Annotated in this window: 16 protein-coding genes; 5 read left to right on the forward strand and 11 right to left on the reverse strand. The window is 53.8% G+C overall.

Going from position 1 to position 16,510, the window contains the following annotated elements; translation table 11 throughout:
- The first annotated feature begins 1 nt into the window (after position 1).
- Positions 2 to 1,309, forward strand: a complete 1,308-nt coding sequence (locus GQE98_RS10865) for a UDP-glucose dehydrogenase family protein (protein WP_161315659.1) — start codon at positions 2 to 4, stop codon at positions 1,307 to 1,309.
- Positions 1,310 to 1,343: 34 nt separating this feature from the next.
- Positions 1,344 to 2,723, forward strand: coding sequence for a phosphoglucomutase/phosphomannomutase PgmG (gene pgmG / locus GQE98_RS10870; protein WP_161315660.1), 1,380 nt, complete (start codon positions 1,344 to 1,346; stop codon positions 2,721 to 2,723).
- 3 nt (positions 2,724 to 2,726) lie between these two features.
- Here the strand turns inward: pgmG and GQE98_RS10875 are convergent, their stop codons facing one another.
- From GQE98_RS10875 to GQE98_RS10900, 6 genes are all read right to left on the reverse strand, one after another.
- Positions 2,727 to 3,110 (reverse strand): VOC family protein, encoded by a 384-nt coding sequence (locus GQE98_RS10875; RefSeq protein ID WP_161315661.1) that lies wholly within the window; start codon positions 3,108 to 3,110, stop codon positions 2,727 to 2,729.
- 197 nt (positions 3,111 to 3,307) lie between these two features.
- Positions 3,308 to 3,676, reverse strand: a complete 369-nt coding sequence (locus tag GQE98_RS10880) for a hypothetical protein (protein WP_161315662.1) — start codon at positions 3,674 to 3,676, stop codon at positions 3,308 to 3,310.
- A gap of 218 nt (positions 3,677 to 3,894) precedes the next feature.
- Positions 3,895 to 4,947 (reverse strand): permease, encoded by a 1,053-nt coding sequence (locus GQE98_RS10885; RefSeq protein ID WP_161315663.1) that lies wholly within the window; start codon positions 4,945 to 4,947, stop codon positions 3,895 to 3,897.
- A 127-nt stretch (positions 4,948 to 5,074) separates the two neighbouring features.
- Positions 5,075 to 5,383 carry a metalloregulator ArsR/SmtB family transcription factor gene (locus GQE98_RS10890; RefSeq protein ID WP_161316275.1) on the reverse strand — a complete coding sequence of 103 codons (309 nt, stop codon included), beginning with the start codon at positions 5,381 to 5,383 and terminating at the stop codon, positions 5,075 to 5,077.
- Positions 5,384 to 5,412: 29 nt separating this feature from the next.
- Entirely contained in the window at positions 5,413 to 6,294 is an 882-nt protein-coding gene (locus GQE98_RS10895; RefSeq protein WP_161315664.1) for a division plane positioning ATPase MipZ, read from the reverse strand.
- 150 nt (positions 6,295 to 6,444) lie between these two features.
- Positions 6,445 to 7,443 carry a DUF3179 domain-containing (seleno)protein gene (locus GQE98_RS10900; RefSeq protein ID WP_161315665.1) on the reverse strand — a complete coding sequence of 333 codons (999 nt, stop codon included), beginning with the start codon at positions 7,441 to 7,443 and terminating at the stop codon, positions 6,445 to 6,447.
- 75 nt (positions 7,444 to 7,518) lie between these two features.
- On the opposite strand from GQE98_RS10900, the gene GQE98_RS10905 reads away from it, so the two are divergent.
- Both GQE98_RS10905 and GQE98_RS10910 read left to right on the forward strand, forming a co-directional pair.
- Complete coding sequence (locus GQE98_RS10905; protein WP_161315666.1) at positions 7,519 to 8,628, forward strand: NAD(P)/FAD-dependent oxidoreductase; 1,110 nt, start codon at positions 7,519 to 7,521, stop codon at positions 8,626 to 8,628.
- Between the two features lie 221 nt (positions 8,629 to 8,849).
- On the forward strand, positions 8,850 to 9,917 hold the full coding sequence (locus GQE98_RS10910) for a Leu/Phe/Val dehydrogenase (RefSeq protein ID WP_161315667.1): 1,068 nt from the start codon (positions 8,850 to 8,852) through the stop codon (positions 9,915 to 9,917).
- A gap of 11 nt (positions 9,918 to 9,928) precedes the next feature.
- Here GQE98_RS10910 and GQE98_RS10915 read toward each other — a convergent pair whose 3' ends face one another.
- The 4 genes from GQE98_RS10915 to GQE98_RS10930 are packed head-to-tail and all read right to left on the reverse strand — an operon-like array spanning position 9,929 to position 13,769.
- Positions 9,929 to 10,798, reverse strand: coding sequence for a lysophospholipid acyltransferase family protein (locus tag GQE98_RS10915; protein WP_161315668.1), 870 nt, complete (start codon positions 10,796 to 10,798; stop codon positions 9,929 to 9,931).
- 3 nt (positions 10,799 to 10,801) lie between these two features.
- Complete coding sequence (gene lpxK / locus GQE98_RS10920; protein WP_161315669.1) at positions 10,802 to 11,785, reverse strand: tetraacyldisaccharide 4'-kinase; 984 nt, start codon at positions 11,783 to 11,785, stop codon at positions 10,802 to 10,804.
- Positions 11,782 to 13,047, reverse strand: a complete 1,266-nt coding sequence (locus tag GQE98_RS10925) for a 3-deoxy-D-manno-octulosonic acid transferase (protein ID WP_161315670.1) — start codon at positions 13,045 to 13,047, stop codon at positions 11,782 to 11,784. The genes lpxK and GQE98_RS10925 overlap by 4 nt, the downstream gene beginning before the upstream one ends.
- Before the next feature lie 5 nt (positions 13,048 to 13,052).
- Positions 13,053 to 13,769: a lysophospholipid acyltransferase family protein gene (locus GQE98_RS10930; protein WP_214646493.1), complete on the reverse strand. Its 717-nt coding sequence runs from the start codon at positions 13,767 to 13,769 to the stop codon at positions 13,053 to 13,055.
- A 217-nt stretch (positions 13,770 to 13,986) separates the two neighbouring features.
- On the opposite strand from GQE98_RS10930, the gene GQE98_RS10935 reads away from it, so the two are divergent.
- Positions 13,987 to 16,068: a molybdopterin oxidoreductase family protein gene (locus GQE98_RS10935; RefSeq protein WP_161315672.1), complete on the forward strand. Its 2,082-nt coding sequence runs from the start codon at positions 13,987 to 13,989 to the stop codon at positions 16,066 to 16,068.
- On the opposite strand, the gene GQE98_RS10940 is transcribed toward GQE98_RS10935, so the two are convergent.
- A complete protein-coding gene (locus GQE98_RS10940) occupies positions 16,060 to 16,494 on the reverse strand; it encodes a DUF1489 family protein (protein WP_161315673.1) in 435 nt (144 codons plus the stop codon). The two genes, GQE98_RS10935 and GQE98_RS10940, sit on opposite strands and share 9 nt — an antisense overlap.
- Positions 16,495 to 16,510 lie beyond the last annotated feature (16 nt).

Consider the following 16,510-nt stretch of genomic DNA (forward strand, 5'->3'; position numbering starts at 1 on the left):
GATGCGTATCGCTGTAATTGGAACTGGCTATGTCGGGCTGGTTTCGGGTACCTGCTTTTCGGAATTTGGGCATGATGTAATCTGCATTGACAAGGATGCAGAGAAAATTACGAGCCTGAACGCAGGCAAAGTCCCGATATTCGAGCCTGGCCTTCAGGCGATGATCGAGAAGAATTCCCGATCAGGGTATCTTAAATTCGGAACTGACCTGAAAACCGCCGTCGAGGATGCTGATGCGGTGTTTATCGCCGTTGGCACTCCCAGCCGGCGCGGAGATGGTCAGGCGGATCTCACTTATGTCTACGCCGCCGCAAGGGAAATCGCAACCGCCTTAACCGGTTATACGGTGGTTGTCACAAAATCTACGGTCCCCGTCGGGACGGGACGCGAGGTGGAGCGCATCTTGCGCGAGACCAGCCCTGAGGCGGATTTCGATGTAGTCTCCAACCCGGAATTTCTGCGCGAAGGGGCCGCAATCGAGGATTTTATGCGTCCTGACCGCGTGATTGTCGGCACCACGGAAAAGCGCGCACAGGAGGTTATGGGGGAAATTTACCGGCCTCTCTCGCTCTTTCAGACACCGCTTGTCATTACCAGCCTGGAAAGCTCAGAGCTGACGAAGTATGCAGGCAACGCATTTTTGGCGACCAAGATTACCTTCATCAATGAAATCGCGGACCTGTGCGAGAAAGTCGGCGCGGATGTGCATGATGTCGCGCGCGGGATTGGTCTTGACCGGCGTATCGGAGCGAAATTCCTGCATCCGGGTCCGGGCTTCGGTGGCTCCTGTTTTCCCAAGGACACACGCGCCTTATTCCAAACCTCTATCGAGGAAGGCTCCCCGCTTCGCATTGTCGATACGGTCATTGATATCAATGAAAAGCGTAAAATGGAGATGGCCGAACGTGTGATTGATGCCTGTGGCGGTTCTGTATCGGGCAAACAGATTGCCGTTCTCGGCCTCACCTTCAAGCCGGATACCGACGATATGCGCGAAAGCCCCAGTCTTGATATCCTTCCTGCATTGGTCGCCGGGGGCGCAATTATCCGGGCTTATGATCCAGAAGGCATGGAGGAGGCGCGCAACCTGCTCGCTGATGTTGATTTTTGCAATAGTTCCTATGCTACTCTTGAGGGGGCAGACGCCCTCGTCATTATTACCGAATGGAATGAATTCAGGGCGCTGGACCTTACGCGCGTAAAATCCATGATGAAGTCACCTGTTATGGTGGATTTACGGAATATTTATGATCCTCATGATATGGCTCTAAAAGGGTTTACCTATCGAAGTATCGGGCGCCCTAATTAGTTGAGAAAATTAGAATTCTGGAAAGCATCGACAAATGACCAAGCATGAGTTTAACCCGACTATCTTGCGCGAATATGATATCCGGGGGATCATTGATGAAACCTTGTTCGAGGCCGACGCCGAGGCCATTGGCCGCACTTTCGGAACGCTGCTCAAACAGGGTGGGTTTCACAATGTCGCTGTCGGTTATGACGGGCGGACAACATCGCCCAAGTTAAAAGCCGCCCTTACAAAAGGGTTGACGTCTACAGGCGTTGATGTCTTCGACATCGGGATGGGCCCGACACCGATGCTTTACTATGCGACCTACGCCCTTGAAGCGGGCGGCGGGATCATGATTACCGGGTCTCACAACCCGCCAAGCCACAATGGCTTCAAGATGATGCTGGGAAGCAAATCCTTTTATGGATCGCAAATCCAGGAACTCGGGCGCTTAAGCGCTAACGGCCCGTTTGCAGAAGGTACCGGCAAAGTCATCGATCATCCCATCATGGAAGACTATGTCGCCCGCGTCCTGCAGGACTTTGTTGCGGGTCGCGAATTAAGCGTGGTCTGGGATTGCGGCAACGGCGTTACCGGTGAGGTCTTGCGCAAGATAGTCGCCAAACTTCCTGGCAGCCACTCGCTGCTATTTGATGAAATCGACGGCAGTTTCCCGAACCATCATCCCGACCCGACCGTCGCGGAAAACCTGGAAGACCTGATCCGCACGGTGAAGGGCGTGAATGCCGATCTCGGCATCGCCTTTGACGGCGACGGGGACCGCATCGGCGTTGTCGATGGACAAGGGCGGATACTCTGGGGCGATCAACTGCTCGCCATTCTTTCGCGGGAAATTCTGGCTAACAGTCCCGGTGCCCCGGTTATTGCCGATGTAAAGGCGAGTCAGGTCCTTTTTGATGCGGTGCGCGATCTTGGCGGCGAGCCGATCATGTGGCGGACCGGTCATTCCCTGATCAAGTCAAAAATGCAGGAAGTCAATGCCCCGCTAGCTGGCGAGATGAGCGGGCATATCTTCTATAACGATCACTATTACGGCTATGACGATGCGCCTTATGTCGCGCTCCGTCTTCTCAATATAGTTGGCAAAAGCGACAAATCTCTTGATCAGATGCGTGATGAGCTGCCGGAAATGATCAATACGCCGGAGTTGCGTTTCGCCTGCCCGGATGAGGAGAAATTCGATGCGGTTACCCGCATTCAGGACGCCCTTGCAGCCGCTGGCGCGAATTATTCCGATATTGATGGCGTTCGGGTGAATACCGAGGATGGCTGGTGGCTGTTGCGCGCATCCAATACTCAGGCGGTTCTGGTTGCACGCTGCGAAGCCAGGGACGAAACAGGGCTCTCCCGCCTTAAATCCCAGCTTCAGCAAGCGCTCCTCAATGCGAATGTCGAGGCCCCAACTTTTTAGGCGTCAGTCTTTCGCCTTATTCGGCGCATAGAAAGCGATCTTGTGCCCTTCCGGATCCCGGAAATAGCCAAAGAATAGCTGACCGCCACCACGTGGGCCCGGCGCACCTTCGTCTGTTCCGCCCAGTTCAATTGCCTTGGCGTGCATTTTGGTGACTGTTTCAGTGCTGTCGAGCAATAGCGCAGGCATCGTACCATTGCCGAAGGTGGCCGCTTCCCCGTTATGGGGTTTGATAACGCCCAGCATCGGCTGACCGCGCGCAACACTCCACATTTTCAGGTGGTCTTCATTAACAACGCGCTTCGCCCCGATTTCGCTGAGCAGAGCTTCATAGAATTCCGTCGCTTTATCAATGTCATTTGTTCCGAGGGTAATGTAACCGATCATGTTTTTTCCTTCTTGTTTGACCTGTAGAAAACCTCAGATGCAAGCTACGCAAATTTCAGGAAACTGTATAGCCCGCTGTCGCGCTTCATGGAAAAAACACGAAAAAGAGCCGGATCAACCGACCCGGCTCTTCTCAACCATATACATCACAAAGCCCTACCTGACGCTACGCGCTTTAATTAAGCATGTATATGCGGCTAACTGACTTTGCCTTTTTTGGATTTCTTCACGCCAACCCAGGATTCACCCGACGCCATCACACAGGTTGCGCCATTGGGCTGGGTCAGAACTATTGTCCAGGTTACCCCGTCGGGGCTTGAAAAGACCTCAAGTACACTTCCATTCGCAGCGAGACCCGCTGCAACCGGTGCCTCTTCAAATTTACCGCCTAAATGCTTCATTAGGGCGGTTCGTTCAAAGCACATATTCTGGGCTGTTGCGTCTGTCACTTGGAATGAAACCAACGTGGCTGCGAGAAAGAGCACTGCAAGTCCAAAAGAAATGACAGAGCGCATGCCGGCATAACGAAAGATAAAATGCCTGGTATGGTTAATAAAGCTTAACATACGCTCCTCCTTTTCTGCGAGATTGTCCCGTTATTCTCCCGAAGGATTATAAGGAGACCTGTCGCCATAATGAAAAGCGTAGAGAGTAAAGGTTAATTTTCGATTAGCCGGACCTAATAAATGGTCCGGCCATCTATTTATTTTATATTTTTCTAATATTATGGAGCCAAATGAATGGCTTTTCAGCATTCTGCCCCGGAGCTCTTTGGCGTCACCCCTTAAAAAGATTCGCTAAAAACCTGCCAGGCGATGCCAGTCACGATGGATCCTGAAACCCCGAGGAAGAGATAAAGCGCGAAAACAGGTTTCTTGACGAGGCCGAACACCGCGATTGCCGCCGGGATGGAGGATACCGCCCCTGCCGTCATAAAGGCCATTGCGGCTCCTTGCGACATGCCAAGATCGATAAGGCCACTGACCAACGGTATAGCCGCATAGCCGTTTAAATAGCTCGGGATTCCGATCAGGACGGCAAGCGGAATGGCAAAAATGTTATCCTGTCCGACCAGAGCTTCAATAAAGCTTGTCGGAATATAGGTCACCATCAGGCTTTCAATCAGAAATGCCAGGATCAACCAGCGACCGATCAACCAGCCATTAGAGGCCGCTGCGCTGGCGAACTGCCGAGACCGATCTGTCTCCTGCCAGAACTTCCACTGCACGTCCACCGGACCGGTGAGCGAAATTTTCTTGCGGCAGCCAGAAAGTTCACCCTTCAGCGGGTCGGCCGCCCAACCCCGCTGCTGCAGCAGATATACCGCCGATCCCGCAAACAGTCCCAGCGCAACGGCAATAAAGGTTTTTCCGATGGCAAATTCAAAGCCAATCCCGACGGAGGTCAGCACGAAGATCTCCGGATCCATGATGGGGGAGGCAATCCAGAAGGCCATTACCGGAGCAAGCGGCACTCCGGCTGTAAGCAACGAGGCAACCAGCGGGATCACACCGCAGGAACAGAAAGGCGACAGGGCACCTACCATTGATGCCGCGGCAATCGCCGTCATCGGTGAGCCAGAGAAGGCCCGCGCGATCAGGTTATCGGCACCGGTTGCCGAGAAATAGGCAGCAAGACCGATGGCAATGGCGAAAAAGGGTGCCATGCTGACAACAGCATCCCACAGGAATGCAAGACTAACCGGGAGGTTTGCGGGATCAACGATTGCCAGCAGCAACACGATGGAGAGCGACGCCAGAATGACGCGATCAGTCAGCAGAGCCCATAACCGGGACCGGCTGTGCGAGAGATTTTGTAAAGCTTCATTAATAGACATATCAATAATTCCATATTTCGAGTTTTATCGAATTATTGAATAAATAGCATTCACACTGACTCTTTGCAAGCAGTTGTTTCGATAATTGTCGAAATAATAGATTTTTGGTGCAATCAGCCGCTTTCGGTCAAGCCTCGGCCTTCGGAAGATCAATTCCTGCGCAACATTTATCGGTCAGCAGTTCAACAAGCCCTTCCACCTGCTTGTAATTAACAAAACAGCGTAAGGTGCGGCTTTCACGCTCCTGACGGATCAGACCGCCAGTCACCAGATGGGAGATATGATGAGATAAGGTGGAGCCGGGTATTTCCAGAAGCGCCTGAATTTCTCCGACAGACAGCCCCGCCTCCCCTGCCTGAACAAGATATTGAACAATCTTAAGTCGGACAGGATGACCCAGCTTCGCAAGCGCAACCGCGGCTTCTTCTGTCGTCATCATCTTGAATCTCTTTCACGGAGCCGTAGCTAGAGTTTTTCGACCTTGTCTTCAATACCGGGCAAGTTCAGTGACCTGATCAAATGGCGCAGTTCATGGCGCGCGGCCACATGGCTCATGGACATTTTAACGCCGACGCCCTTTTTATTCAAATCAAGCATCGTCAGCCCTTTCAGGAACAGTTCACGGAAAACGACCCGCTCACCAAAGCCCGGAGCAGCCCGAAAGGAAATCCGAGAGGACAGCTTTTTCAGGATTTTCTCGATATGGCGCTTGTTATGCGCATCCGTATGAGAGAGCCGGTTGCGCATTACTACCCAGTCAATCTTGTGATTATCGATAAGCGCCCGTCTTTTACGTTGTTCCCAGACCATTTCGCTGTACCAGCTTGGCTTTTCAACCTCCAGGCTGGTCCCGTTTACCGTGGCTAGCAAATCGAGATCGATAAAGCTGTCATTCATCGGTGTCAGCAGGGTATCGGCAAAGGAATGGCCGAGCTTGGAAATAAAGCTGTCGGCACCGGGACAATCGACGACAACAAAGTTATTCTCATAGACAAGTTCCTGCAGGGCACCGACAAATCTCGCCCGCTCATCCGACTGCGCCTCGTCCATATTTTTCTTCGGGCTTGGCTCGATCACCTTGAGTGATGGCATCGGCAGTTTCAGATTTTTCTTCGTGATATAATTCTGCCGGTTTTCAATATATCGTCCGAGCGTCTTCTGCTTGCCGTCCAGATCGATAGCCCCGACCTTGAAGCCCATGGTCAGCAAAGAAATAATAATATGCATGGCGGTTGTGGATTTACCCGAACCACCCTTGGCATTTCCCACCACAATAATATGCGCGCGGGTAGGCTGCTCTTCTTTCTCAGGATTTGAGTCGTCCAAAGTCACCGTCACGTTTGACACGTTCTATTCGCCCCCAGCAATTCTCACCGCCGCCAACTGGCATCCATGATCTGATATGATGCGGTAATTTAGTAAACCAGCCACCGATACAAGACAAGCACCATATCCGGATCGCATTTACAAAAAGTTGACGGAAAGTAGAAATCATCCTTACTCAAAGATGATTGGCTGATCAGGGTGAAAAGCGTGATGGGCAAAAGCAAAATCAACCGTATAAAGGATATCCTTGTATCCCGTGTCCGTACGGCGGCGCACGGTTACGTTGCCAATATCGACACCTTCTCCGATTATGGCAGCATCAAGCGCAGAATTCTGCCCTTTTTCCCATTCCAGAATGAGCCCGTCCGGCGTCTCGATGCGCGTTCTCTGGCGCAGAAAATCCAGCGCCCAGGCGCGCCCCTCCGCTACCACAACCCGGGAAAGCGGCGGGACGACATCTGGCAGGTCCCCGTTATACAGGAAAGGTTGCCAGGCGCTGTCATATTGCTGATACGGATTCATCCCGTAGCGGCGAAAATTTTCCTCATTCGGGACAAGAACCAAGCCACTTGGCTGGCGTTCTTTGAACTTGGTAAAGGATTCGATTCTCACCGGGAGCATTTCCAACTCTGTTCCGGTCAATTCCCCGATAATCGCCCGACCGACAAATTGCTGCCACCAGCTTTCCGTCTGTCGGTCATACATGACAAGATCGGAATGGCGGAGCTTTCCGGTCGTTCCGAATTCAAGCAATATTTCCCCCTTCTCCGGATGATTTATGCGCCGGTCAAACACCATGGAGGCATTGCAGAGCGGACAGAAGGTCACGGCGACGGGAACGCCGCCGATCTCATCATTCACGATTTCATGCCAGATCAGGACCTGCAGGGGATAGGCCTTTGCTTCGCCATTCACAACAACGCCAATCACAGGCTCCGTCGCTGTTAGATGATCAGCCTCGGCGACAGGAATAAACCTCGGATTGTCAATTGACGGGATACCGTCTTTTGGGACGCCGCCATTTCGAATTTCATCAAACGGCACTTCGCTTCGGGAGAAATCCGTCTGCGGCCAGAACTTCGCCCATAATTCCGGATTGGCGTTCGCCGGCAAGGCACCGATAAACGGTCCGAACATGGCAAGAAAGACGATGGCGAAAATTTGTCTCATACCTTATCGTAAACGTCTCCACGCGCAGGTAAAATCAACCCTTTGTGAATGAAGTGAAAACTGTTAGGGACGGCTATGTCTTTTGATGTTGAGAATATCGTAATTGGCGCCGGCGTTATCGGCCTCGCCATTGCCCGGACTCTCGCGGTCGCGGGCCGAGATGTGCTTGTACTGGAGCGTGCTGCGCATTTTGGGGAAGAAACATCGTCGCGCAACAGCGAGGTTATCCACGCGGGGATCTATTATCCCAAAGACAGCCTGAAAGCGCGGTATTGCGTTGAGGGGAAGCATCAGCTCTATGACTATTGCGCCTCCCGCCATATCCCCCATCAACGCTGCGGCAAGCTGATTGTCGCGACCTCGGAAGCGGAGCTGGAAACGCTCGATTCCCTCGCAGCAAAGGCGGCCGCCAATGGCGTTGACGACATCCAGTATCTTGCGCGCGACGCGACCTTGAAGATGGAGCCATCGCTCAACTGCACGGCGGCGCTCCTCTCCCCCTCCACCGGGATTATCGACAGTCATCAGCTCATGCTCTCCTATGTGGGGGAGATTGAGAATAGCGGCGGCGCCATTGCCTACAACACCCCGTTCGATAAGGCGGAGGCAATAGTGGACGGGTTTGCCGTCACTGCCGGGGGAACAACAGTGCACTGTCGCAACCTGATCAATTCGGCCGGGTTATCGGCACAAAATGTGGCGGCGAAGATCACCGGCCTCTCACCCGACCATATCCCGACGCGCTACCTCACCAAGGGTAGTTACTTTACCATGACGGCGCGCTCTCCCTTTTCTCACCTGATCTATCCGGTGCCAAATACAGCGAGCCTCGGCATCCATGTCACGATCGATCTTGGCGGACAGATCCGCTTTGGCCCCGATCAGGAGTGGATCGATCAAATCGACTATGAGGTTGATCCCGCCCGCTGCATTGATTTTTACGAGGCGATCCGCCGCTATTTCCCGGCGCTACCTGACGACTGCCTGATCCCCGCCTACTCCGGCATCCGCCCGAAAGTCCAGACACCAGAAGGTGCAGCGGCAGATTTCATACTCTCGGGAGAGCCCGAGCACGGCATTCAGGGCCTGGTCAATCTGTTCGGCATGGAGAGCCCGGGGCTAACATCCAGCCTCAAGATTGGAGAAGCGGTTAAGAGTATTCTCACCGAGACAGACCGCTTGTGAATCACGTGAATCAAGCCCATTCCCGACAAAACCGCATTTTTTGAGCGGATTTTTATTTCTTTTCATTAAAGCCAGTGGAAATTTTGCAAATCCTTTCCGGAATTTGGCGCAAGGATGCTGCGAAGATTAAAAATCAGTGAAAATTGCATTGATTTCGGGGTTTATTAGGAAAATATCAAGGATACGGAGCTAGATTCGGTAATTATTTTTAGAGGATCGCGATGACTGTATTTTCCGCAAAAGAATTCGACAATCACGAAGATGTTTTGTTTTTCCATGATAAAAAATCGGGTTTGAAGGCAATTATCGCCGTCCACGACACGACACTCGGACCGGCTCTCGGCGGCACCCGCATGTGGGATTACCAGAATGAGGAAGAGGCCATTGCCGATGTCCTGCGCCTCTCCCGCGGCATGACCTATAAATCTTCCCTCGCCGGAATAAATCTCGGCGGTGGCAAGTCAGTCATTATCGGCGATTCACGCACCGAAAAGACTCCCGATCTTATGGAAGCCTTTGGACGGGCGGTCGATCAATTGGGCGGCACCTACATCGCGGCGGAAGATGTCGGCACCTCTGTCACGGATCTGGAAATTGCCCGTCGTTCCACCCGCCATATCGCCGGGATCAGCGAAGGCAATAGCGGCGATCCATCGCCCGCAACTGCGTGGGGCGTCTTTCATGGCCTGCGCGCGGCAGTCGAATTTGAACTGAAACAGAAATCTCTTGCCAGCATTAAAGTCTCTGTACAGGGTCTTGGCAATGTCGGCTATGGCCTGTGCGAACTCTTGAAAGATGCCGGAGCGGAATTGATCGTCGCCGACCTTAATGAAGCTGCGGTCGAAAAAGCAGTCAAGAACCTCGGTGCAAAGGCGGTTTCCATCGATGCGATCTATGATCAGGAAGCAGATGTTTTCGCGCCCTGCGCACTTGGCGCAGTCCTCAATGATGATACAATCGACCGGTTAAAGGTTCGCGTTGTTGCCGGGTCCGCCAATAACCAGCTCGCCGAGGATCGCCATGCCCGTACGCTGACGGAAAAAGCTATTCTTTATACACCCGACTACGCGATTAACGCGGGCGGGATTATTATCATCAGTCATGAAGGCCCGAGCTTTGACCGTGAGAAGGCCATGCAGCATGTCGCAGGCATCCATGACACCTGCCTGAGTATCTTCGAACGGGCCAAGCGGGAAAAGGTAACGACCGCCGAAATTGCTGACAAGATCGCCCTTGAGCGCCTTGAACGTGTCCGGAATGAAAAAGCGCGCCTCGCCTTGGCAAGCTAACGCATAAAATCTTAGGACCAGCGGTTATGGACCCAAAACCAGTGGTCCGGCCGCTCGGTTATCCATTGCTCATAAATCTCGTTAATCTCTTTTAACAGCGCGTAGACATCCACTTTTCTATCTCCACTGCGCGAGATTTCCAGGGCGGGATAGATGGTCAGGCGGCGACGCCCGCCTTCCAGCCGCTCGGCCCGCATGGGATAAACCGGCACATTCTTCTTGATGGCAATTTCCGCCACCGCCGGCGCGGTCATGGCATCTTGCCCGAAAAAGGGGACCGCAACGCCGGTGTTCAGCTTTTGATCGTTGAGCAGGACAATCGCCCCGCCGTTACGAGCTGCCTTGACGATGGTCCGCGCACCTTCTGCCCCTTTTGGAACAAAGCTATAATTTGGATCGGCGCGCATGGCCTGAAAATACGCCTCAACCAGCGGATTGTTCGCCGCGCGATAGATGCCGGTCGCGCGCGCACCAAGCCGACGCCCGATCAGCCCAACCAATTCCCAGGGACCATAATGAGCAGTCACAAAAAATGCTGCCTTGCCGCTTTCAGAATAATCCTTCAAATATTCCTCGCCGACAATTTCAACCGTTTCCGTATCGCTCAGGATCTCGCGATTAAACGGAATCTCCCCAACATTACGACCGAGATTACCCCACATTTGCATGAGGCTCTCATCAACTTCCCGCCCCGTGAGATGCGGCAAAGCAGTTTTCATATTTTCCCGTGCAAGCTGGTGAACGCTCATGCGAGGGCCGATCTTGCGGGCGAGCCAGGCCCCAAACCCGGCGGCATTCTTTCGGCCCAGCACACGAAAAATCGCCATAAAAACCCTGACGGCGATATACTCCAGTCGATATTTAAGGGAGACTTTTTTCATGAACTACCCTTCTTTCTGTACTGAAAGAAGAAGGGGCTGCAAGGCGTCCGGCTTCTCAAATATCATGTCGACATCGAATACAGTGACCATCATTTTTGCTTCAACCGGAAGTCGGACATAATCCTTCCGGGTCGTGACAAGGACAGCATTCTCATTGGAAGACTGCTCAACCATAGTCATGATTTCGTCTTTGTTATAAATATGATGGTCCGCATAGCTAAAGCATTTTATTAATTCGCATCCAACCTCTCGAAGGCTGGCAAAGAATTTCTCTGGCCGCCCTATGCCTGCGAAGGCAACGACCTTCTCCCCGCCAATAACTTCCGAAGAGGGTTTGGGAGCGAGTTTTGATGCAAAAACCGGTTTAAAGTTATTTAACTGGATTTTTAAGACATTGCTGACTTCATTTCCAACAAGAATAACTGCATCCGCCCGTGCCAGTCCTGCTGCCAGATTTTCCCGCAGCGGTCCGGCAGGAAGCAGACGCCCATTGCCCACTCCATATTCGGCATCAAGCACAAGCAGGGAAAGATCCTTTACCAGGGACGGGTTCTGGAATCCATCATCCATGATGATCACATCCGCCCCCGCCTCTGCGGCTGCACGCGCCCCGGCGGCCCGGTCCTTCGCGACCCAAGTCGGGGCCGTCTCGGCCAGGATAAGCGGCTCGTCCCCGACATCCTGGTATGTATGCACGTCCAGCACAACACGAGTAGGCTCAGAAATTGAGCCCCCATAACCGCGTGTTAAGAAATGAGGTCTCTTTCCTTCAGCCAGTAAGAAGCGGGCGATGGCAACGGCGGTCGGTGTCTTGCCCGCACCGCCTGCCACAACATTGCCAATACAGATAACCGGAACTGATACGCTCTCCCCTTTTTGCAAGGAACGATGAAAACGGCTGACAGCCCCATAAAGCCAGGCGGCCGGAGTCAACAGTTGTGGCAGGAGGCTATTGCTATCGCGTTGCCAGAATTGTGGCGTCTTCATTGCGCCCTCCCCGTCAGGAGGTCTTCGATCTTCTTTAGCGTTTTCTCAAGTGTCTCCTGTCCCCCGGCCACGACTTGCGCCGCGCGCATGGCCATTTCCCTGCAGAGTTCTGGCGTCTGGAAATACTGTCCGACGGCCTCCGCCAGAGACGCGGCATCAGCAACTTCCTTGCTTGCCGAGAATTGATCAAAACTATCCAAAATATCCGCGAAATTATCCATATGAGGCCCATGCAACAACGCGCAGTCAAGACGCGCGGCCTCCAGCGGATTTTGCCCTCCATTCGGCACCAGCGAACCGCCGATAAAGGCAATATTCGACAAACGGTAAAACAGGCCCAGCTCACCAATCGTATCCGCGATATATACGCCTGTTTCCGGCAAAACCGGATCCTGCGCGGATCGCCGGGCCGTCACAATTTCCTGGTTGGCGGCCAGGGCAGCCACCTCTTCTCCCCGTTCCGGATGGCGGGGAACAATAATCGTCAGGAGTTCAGGCCATTTCACTGTAAGCTGCTTATGCGCCGCAAGAATAAAGGCTTCCTCCCCCCGATGGGTACTGGCGGCGAGCCAGAGGGGGCGCCCCGCGACAGAGGATGACAATGTTTCATGCGCCGCCGTATCAACCGGCAAGGGTTCCGCCGTGAATTTGAGGTTGCCGAAACATTCTACGGAATACGCCCCCAGATCACGCAACCGGTCCGCAGAGATTTCCGATTGGGCGGAGCAAAAGCTGAAACTCCGCAGGAGTTTTCGAGAAAAACCAAGAGATTTCTGCCAAGTACGATAGGATTTCTCTGTGATCCGGGCATTGACCATCATCATCGGGATGTGCCGATGTGCGCTTTCCATGATCAGGTTTGGCCAGATCTCCGACTCCATCCAGATGGCGAAATCCGGCCGCCAATGATTGAGAAAGCGTCGTACCGAGCGTTTTTCATCAATAGGAACATATTGATGAAAGGCTTGATCCGGCAATCTTGCGGCCATGATTTCAGCCGATGTGCGCGTTCCAGTCGTCACCAGAATATGCCGCCGGGAGTGCTTTTCCAGCAACCCATCAACCAGCGCAAGCGCAGATATGGATTCTCCTACAGAAGCGGCATGTATCCAGATTAACTGGCCCTCAGGGCGCGAGAAAGATGCCGTCCCCATCCGTTCTTGAAACCGGCTTGGGTCTTCCTTGCCTGCCTCAATTCGTTTTCGCATATGTCGACGCAGGATCGGCGCACCAATCCACAAGAGGCTATTGTAAAGAGCCATATGCATCAGTTTTCAGCTGCTTTCTTATGCGGTTTGACGAGTTTATCCCGGGGCTCCGGCTCCACCATCTCGCGGCCACACGCCTTGTCTGCTGCATGGGTGATTTCATTGAGACTGTCTTCAATCGCATTCCGCGCCTTTTGAAAGGCACCATCCTTATCGTGCCGCGGGACCTCGATCGCGTCTCCCCAGATGACCACTCCCCGACTGAAGGGAGCGGCAAGAAAAAACCGATCCCAGCTGCCGAGTATTTTGCCGCGCGTTGTGGAGAAACTCACCGGGTAAACGGGCAAGCCGGACAGGGCCGCGAGACGCACCACCCCCTCTTGCGCGCGCATTCTGGGCCCGCGCGGGCCGTCCGGTGTGATGACGGCCACTTCACCCTTCTTCAGGACCTTCAGCATTTGCTTGATCGCGGCGGCCGCGCCCTTGGTCGCGGACCCCCGGATACTTTCCTGCCCCCAATGCTTGATCGTCCGGGCAATGATCTCGCCGTCTCCATGATGGGAGATCATGACATGAACCGGGGTTTTACGCTGCACGGATATCGGCATCATCAACAGGCGGCCATGCCAGAAGGCGAGAATAAACGGCTCGCCCGCTGTCATTCTTGCATGAGGGGCTTCCCCATTGATGACCTGCCAGCGACTTGTGCGGGAGACAAACCAGATGTACCCCGCCGCCAACAGGCTGATTACCGCCTTGGCGCCATCGCTCTTCAATATTTTCTTTAGTCGCTTCAAATATCTGTGCTTTCACCGGGTTATCTCACGCCCCGATATATCTTGCCCGCCTCGCCAATTCCAGCCTATTCACCAAAAAACGATCATTTTCGCTGCCAAGGATTGCGGTGCATTCAATATCTCATTAATCTAACAGCTAATTCTCAAATACGAAAACACGCTGCGACAGCCCTTAAAAGTTGAAGAATATTACCCCATGAACCGTTCCGCACAGCCTGAAATTCTCCCGTCTGCCTGTCCGCATGATTGCCCATCCACCTGCGCACTGGAGGTCGAGCGATTAGGGGATCAGAAAATAGGCCGGGTACGTGGTGCCGCAGACAACAGCTATACGGCCGGTGTGATCTGCGCAAAGGTCGCCCGCTATGCAGAGCGAACCCATCATCCGGATCGCCTTATGCATCCGATGCGGCGCGTTGGCGAAAAAGGCGGCGGTGACTGGCAGCAGATCAGCTGGGACGATGCCCTTGACGAGGTGGCCGAAGCCTTCCTCAAGCGCGAAGCCAAGTATGGTAGCGAGACCATCTGGCCCTATTACTATGCGGGAACCATGGGCTTGGTCCAGCGCGACGGAATTAACCGGCTGCGCCATGTCAAAAAATACTCGCGGCAGCATTCCACCATCTGCACAATGTTAGCCTGGACCGGCTGGAATGTTGGCACCGGATCGCTGTACGGGACTGATCCACGGGAAATGGCAAAATCCGACCTCGTCGTCATATGGGGAACCAATGCAGTTCATACCCAAATCAACGTCATGACCCATGCGACTCGCGCCCGCAAAGAGAGAGGCGCAAAGATTGTCGTCATCGATCCCTATCGCAATGCTACCGCCATTGCCGCGGATATGCACCTATGCGTCAGGCCCGGCACGGACGGCGCGCTGGCCTGCGCGGTAATGCATATCCTGTTCGCGGAAGATATGGTGGATCGCGCCTATATGGCAAAATACACCAAAGGCGCCGCTGAGCTGGAAGAGCACCTTAAATCCCGGACACCGGAATGGGCGGCTGATATTACGGGCCTCACGGTTGAGGAAATATATGAATTTGCCCGGCTTTATGGCCAAACGAAGAAATCCTTCCTCCGGCTCGGCTATGGTTTTTCCCGCAGTCGGAATGGCTCCGTCAATATGCATGCTGCAAGTTGCCTCGCTGCAGTGACCGGCTCCTGGCAGTATGAAGGCGGCGGCGCATTTCATAACAACGGGGCCATTTACCATTGGAACAAAACCCTGATTGAAGGGCTGGATGAGGTGGACCCAAATATCCGTGTGCTTGATATGTCCCGCATCGGGCCTGTCCTGACAGGAGATAAACGAGATCTTGGGGAGGGTCCCCCCGTCACAGGCCTGTTTATTCAGAACATGAACCCGATGGATGTCGCCCCGGATCTCACGAAAGTTCATGCCGGCTTCGCGCGCGACGACCTGTTTGTCTGCGTGCATGAACAGTTCATGACGGAAACAGCCAAGATGGCGGATATCCTGCTGCCCGCCACGACCTTCGTCGAGCATGACGATTTTTATCAGGGTGGCGGACAGAACCACATCATGATGGGCGGCAAGATTATCGAGCCACTCGGCGAATGCCGGTCAAACCACGACGTTATCTGCGGCCTTGCAAAGCGGCTGGGCGCAAAACATCGCGGTTTCGAGATGACGGAAATGGAGATAATCGACGACACCCTGAAAGTATCGGGCTGGCCGGACGCCGCCAGCCTCACCGCGAGCAAGTGGCATGACTGCCAGATCCCCTATGAGGAGGCCCATTATCTAAATGGCTTTGGGCACGCGGACAAGAAATTCCACTTCACGCCGGACTGGTCACGCATGGGGCCAAATTTTGACGGCATGCCGTCCCTGCCCGACCATTGGGATGTGATTGACCAGACGGATGCGGAACATCCGTTTCGTATGGTGACGGCACCGGCGCGGAATTTTCTCAATTCCTCCTTCACCGCTACGCCGACGTCCCTGAAAAAGGAAAAGCGGCCAACAGTCAAAATACATAGCGATGATGCAGCTCGCCTCGGCACCGAGGACGGCGCCATTGTCCGGCTGGGCAACAAACTGGGGTCCCTGCTCATTCATGTTGAAATATTTGACGGGGTTCAGCCCGGCACAGTGATTTCAGAAGGGGTCTGGCCCGGAAAGCATTTCATCGAGAAAGTCGGCATCAATATTCTGATCAGTGCCGAGGCCGCAAAGCCAAACGGCGGCGCAGTTTTCCATGATACGGCCATCTGGATCAGGCCGGAAGCCGCGCTGTCAGAGTAGGCCAAGAGAGCGTAATTCGGCGGCCATTTCCTCGGACAGCTCACCTTCGCTGTCATCATCAGCTTCGCTTTCCTCCACGAGGTCTCGCAGGTCACGCGGTGCATCCTCTGCTTCCAGATAGCGCCAGCCCTGATGCGGATTGCGCGAAAACAGTTCTGTCTCGATCAATTCCGAATCAAGGATCAGGCCGCATTTCTCGCCTTCAGTATCGAAAAGCCGCTCAAGCTCCACGACCTTCTGACGGGCGGCGATGTGGCCCTTGATAATCCAATAGACAGAACCGCCGTCAAGCAGCTCCGCTTCACGGGTCGGGCGCTGCTTAGTGACATGGCACAAAGGCCCTGCAATCAGCCGTCGAGACTGATTCGCGCGAAGTTGATCGACCGACGTATTGCCGACGCTAACGATTAGAAGATGTACTGCCATAATTGATAGATACCCC

This window comes from Sneathiella litorea (genome assembly GCF_009882915.1).
Classification (GTDB): Bacteria; Pseudomonadota; Alphaproteobacteria; order Sneathiellales; family Sneathiellaceae; genus Sneathiella; species Sneathiella litorea.

What these genes read in the sequence shown, in the direction of transcription:
- GQE98_RS10865 (WP_161315659.1), top strand. Translation starts at nt 2, where the DNA reads ATGCGTATCGCTGTAATTGGAACTGGCTATGTCGGGCTGGTTTCGGGT.
- pgmG (WP_161315660.1), top strand. Translation starts at nt 1,344, where the DNA reads ATGACCAAGCATGAGTTTAACCCGACTATCTTGCGCGAATATGATATC.
- GQE98_RS10875 (WP_161315661.1), bottom strand. Translation starts at nt 3,110, where the DNA reads ATGATCGGTTACATTACCCTCGGAACAAATGACATTGATAAAGCGACG.
- GQE98_RS10880 (WP_161315662.1), bottom strand. Translation starts at nt 3,676, where the DNA reads ATGTTAAGCTTTATTAACCATACCAGGCATTTTATCTTTCGTTATGCC.
- GQE98_RS10885 (WP_161315663.1), bottom strand. Translation starts at nt 4,947, where the DNA reads ATGTCTATTAATGAAGCTTTACAAAATCTCTCGCACAGCCGGTCCCGG.
- GQE98_RS10890 (WP_161316275.1), bottom strand. Translation starts at nt 5,383, where the DNA reads ATGACGACAGAAGAAGCCGCGGTTGCGCTTGCGAAGCTGGGTCATCCT.
- GQE98_RS10900 (WP_161315665.1), bottom strand. Translation starts at nt 7,443, where the DNA reads ATGAGACAAATTTTCGCCATCGTCTTTCTTGCCATGTTCGGACCGTTT.
- GQE98_RS10905 (WP_161315666.1), top strand. Translation starts at nt 7,519, where the DNA reads ATGTCTTTTGATGTTGAGAATATCGTAATTGGCGCCGGCGTTATCGGC.
- GQE98_RS10910 (WP_161315667.1), top strand. Translation starts at nt 8,850, where the DNA reads ATGACTGTATTTTCCGCAAAAGAATTCGACAATCACGAAGATGTTTTG.
- GQE98_RS10915 (WP_161315668.1), bottom strand. Translation starts at nt 10,798, where the DNA reads ATGAAAAAAGTCTCCCTTAAATATCGACTGGAGTATATCGCCGTCAGG.
- lpxK (WP_161315669.1), bottom strand. Translation starts at nt 11,785, where the DNA reads ATGAAGACGCCACAATTCTGGCAACGCGATAGCAATAGCCTCCTGCCA.
- GQE98_RS10925 (WP_161315670.1), bottom strand. Translation starts at nt 13,047, where the DNA reads ATGGCTCTTTACAATAGCCTCTTGTGGATTGGTGCGCCGATCCTGCGT.
- GQE98_RS10935 (WP_161315672.1), top strand. Translation starts at nt 13,987, where the DNA reads ATGAACCGTTCCGCACAGCCTGAAATTCTCCCGTCTGCCTGTCCGCAT.
- GQE98_RS10940 (WP_161315673.1), bottom strand. Translation starts at nt 16,494, where the DNA reads ATGGCAGTACATCTTCTAATCGTTAGCGTCGGCAATACGTCGGTCGAT.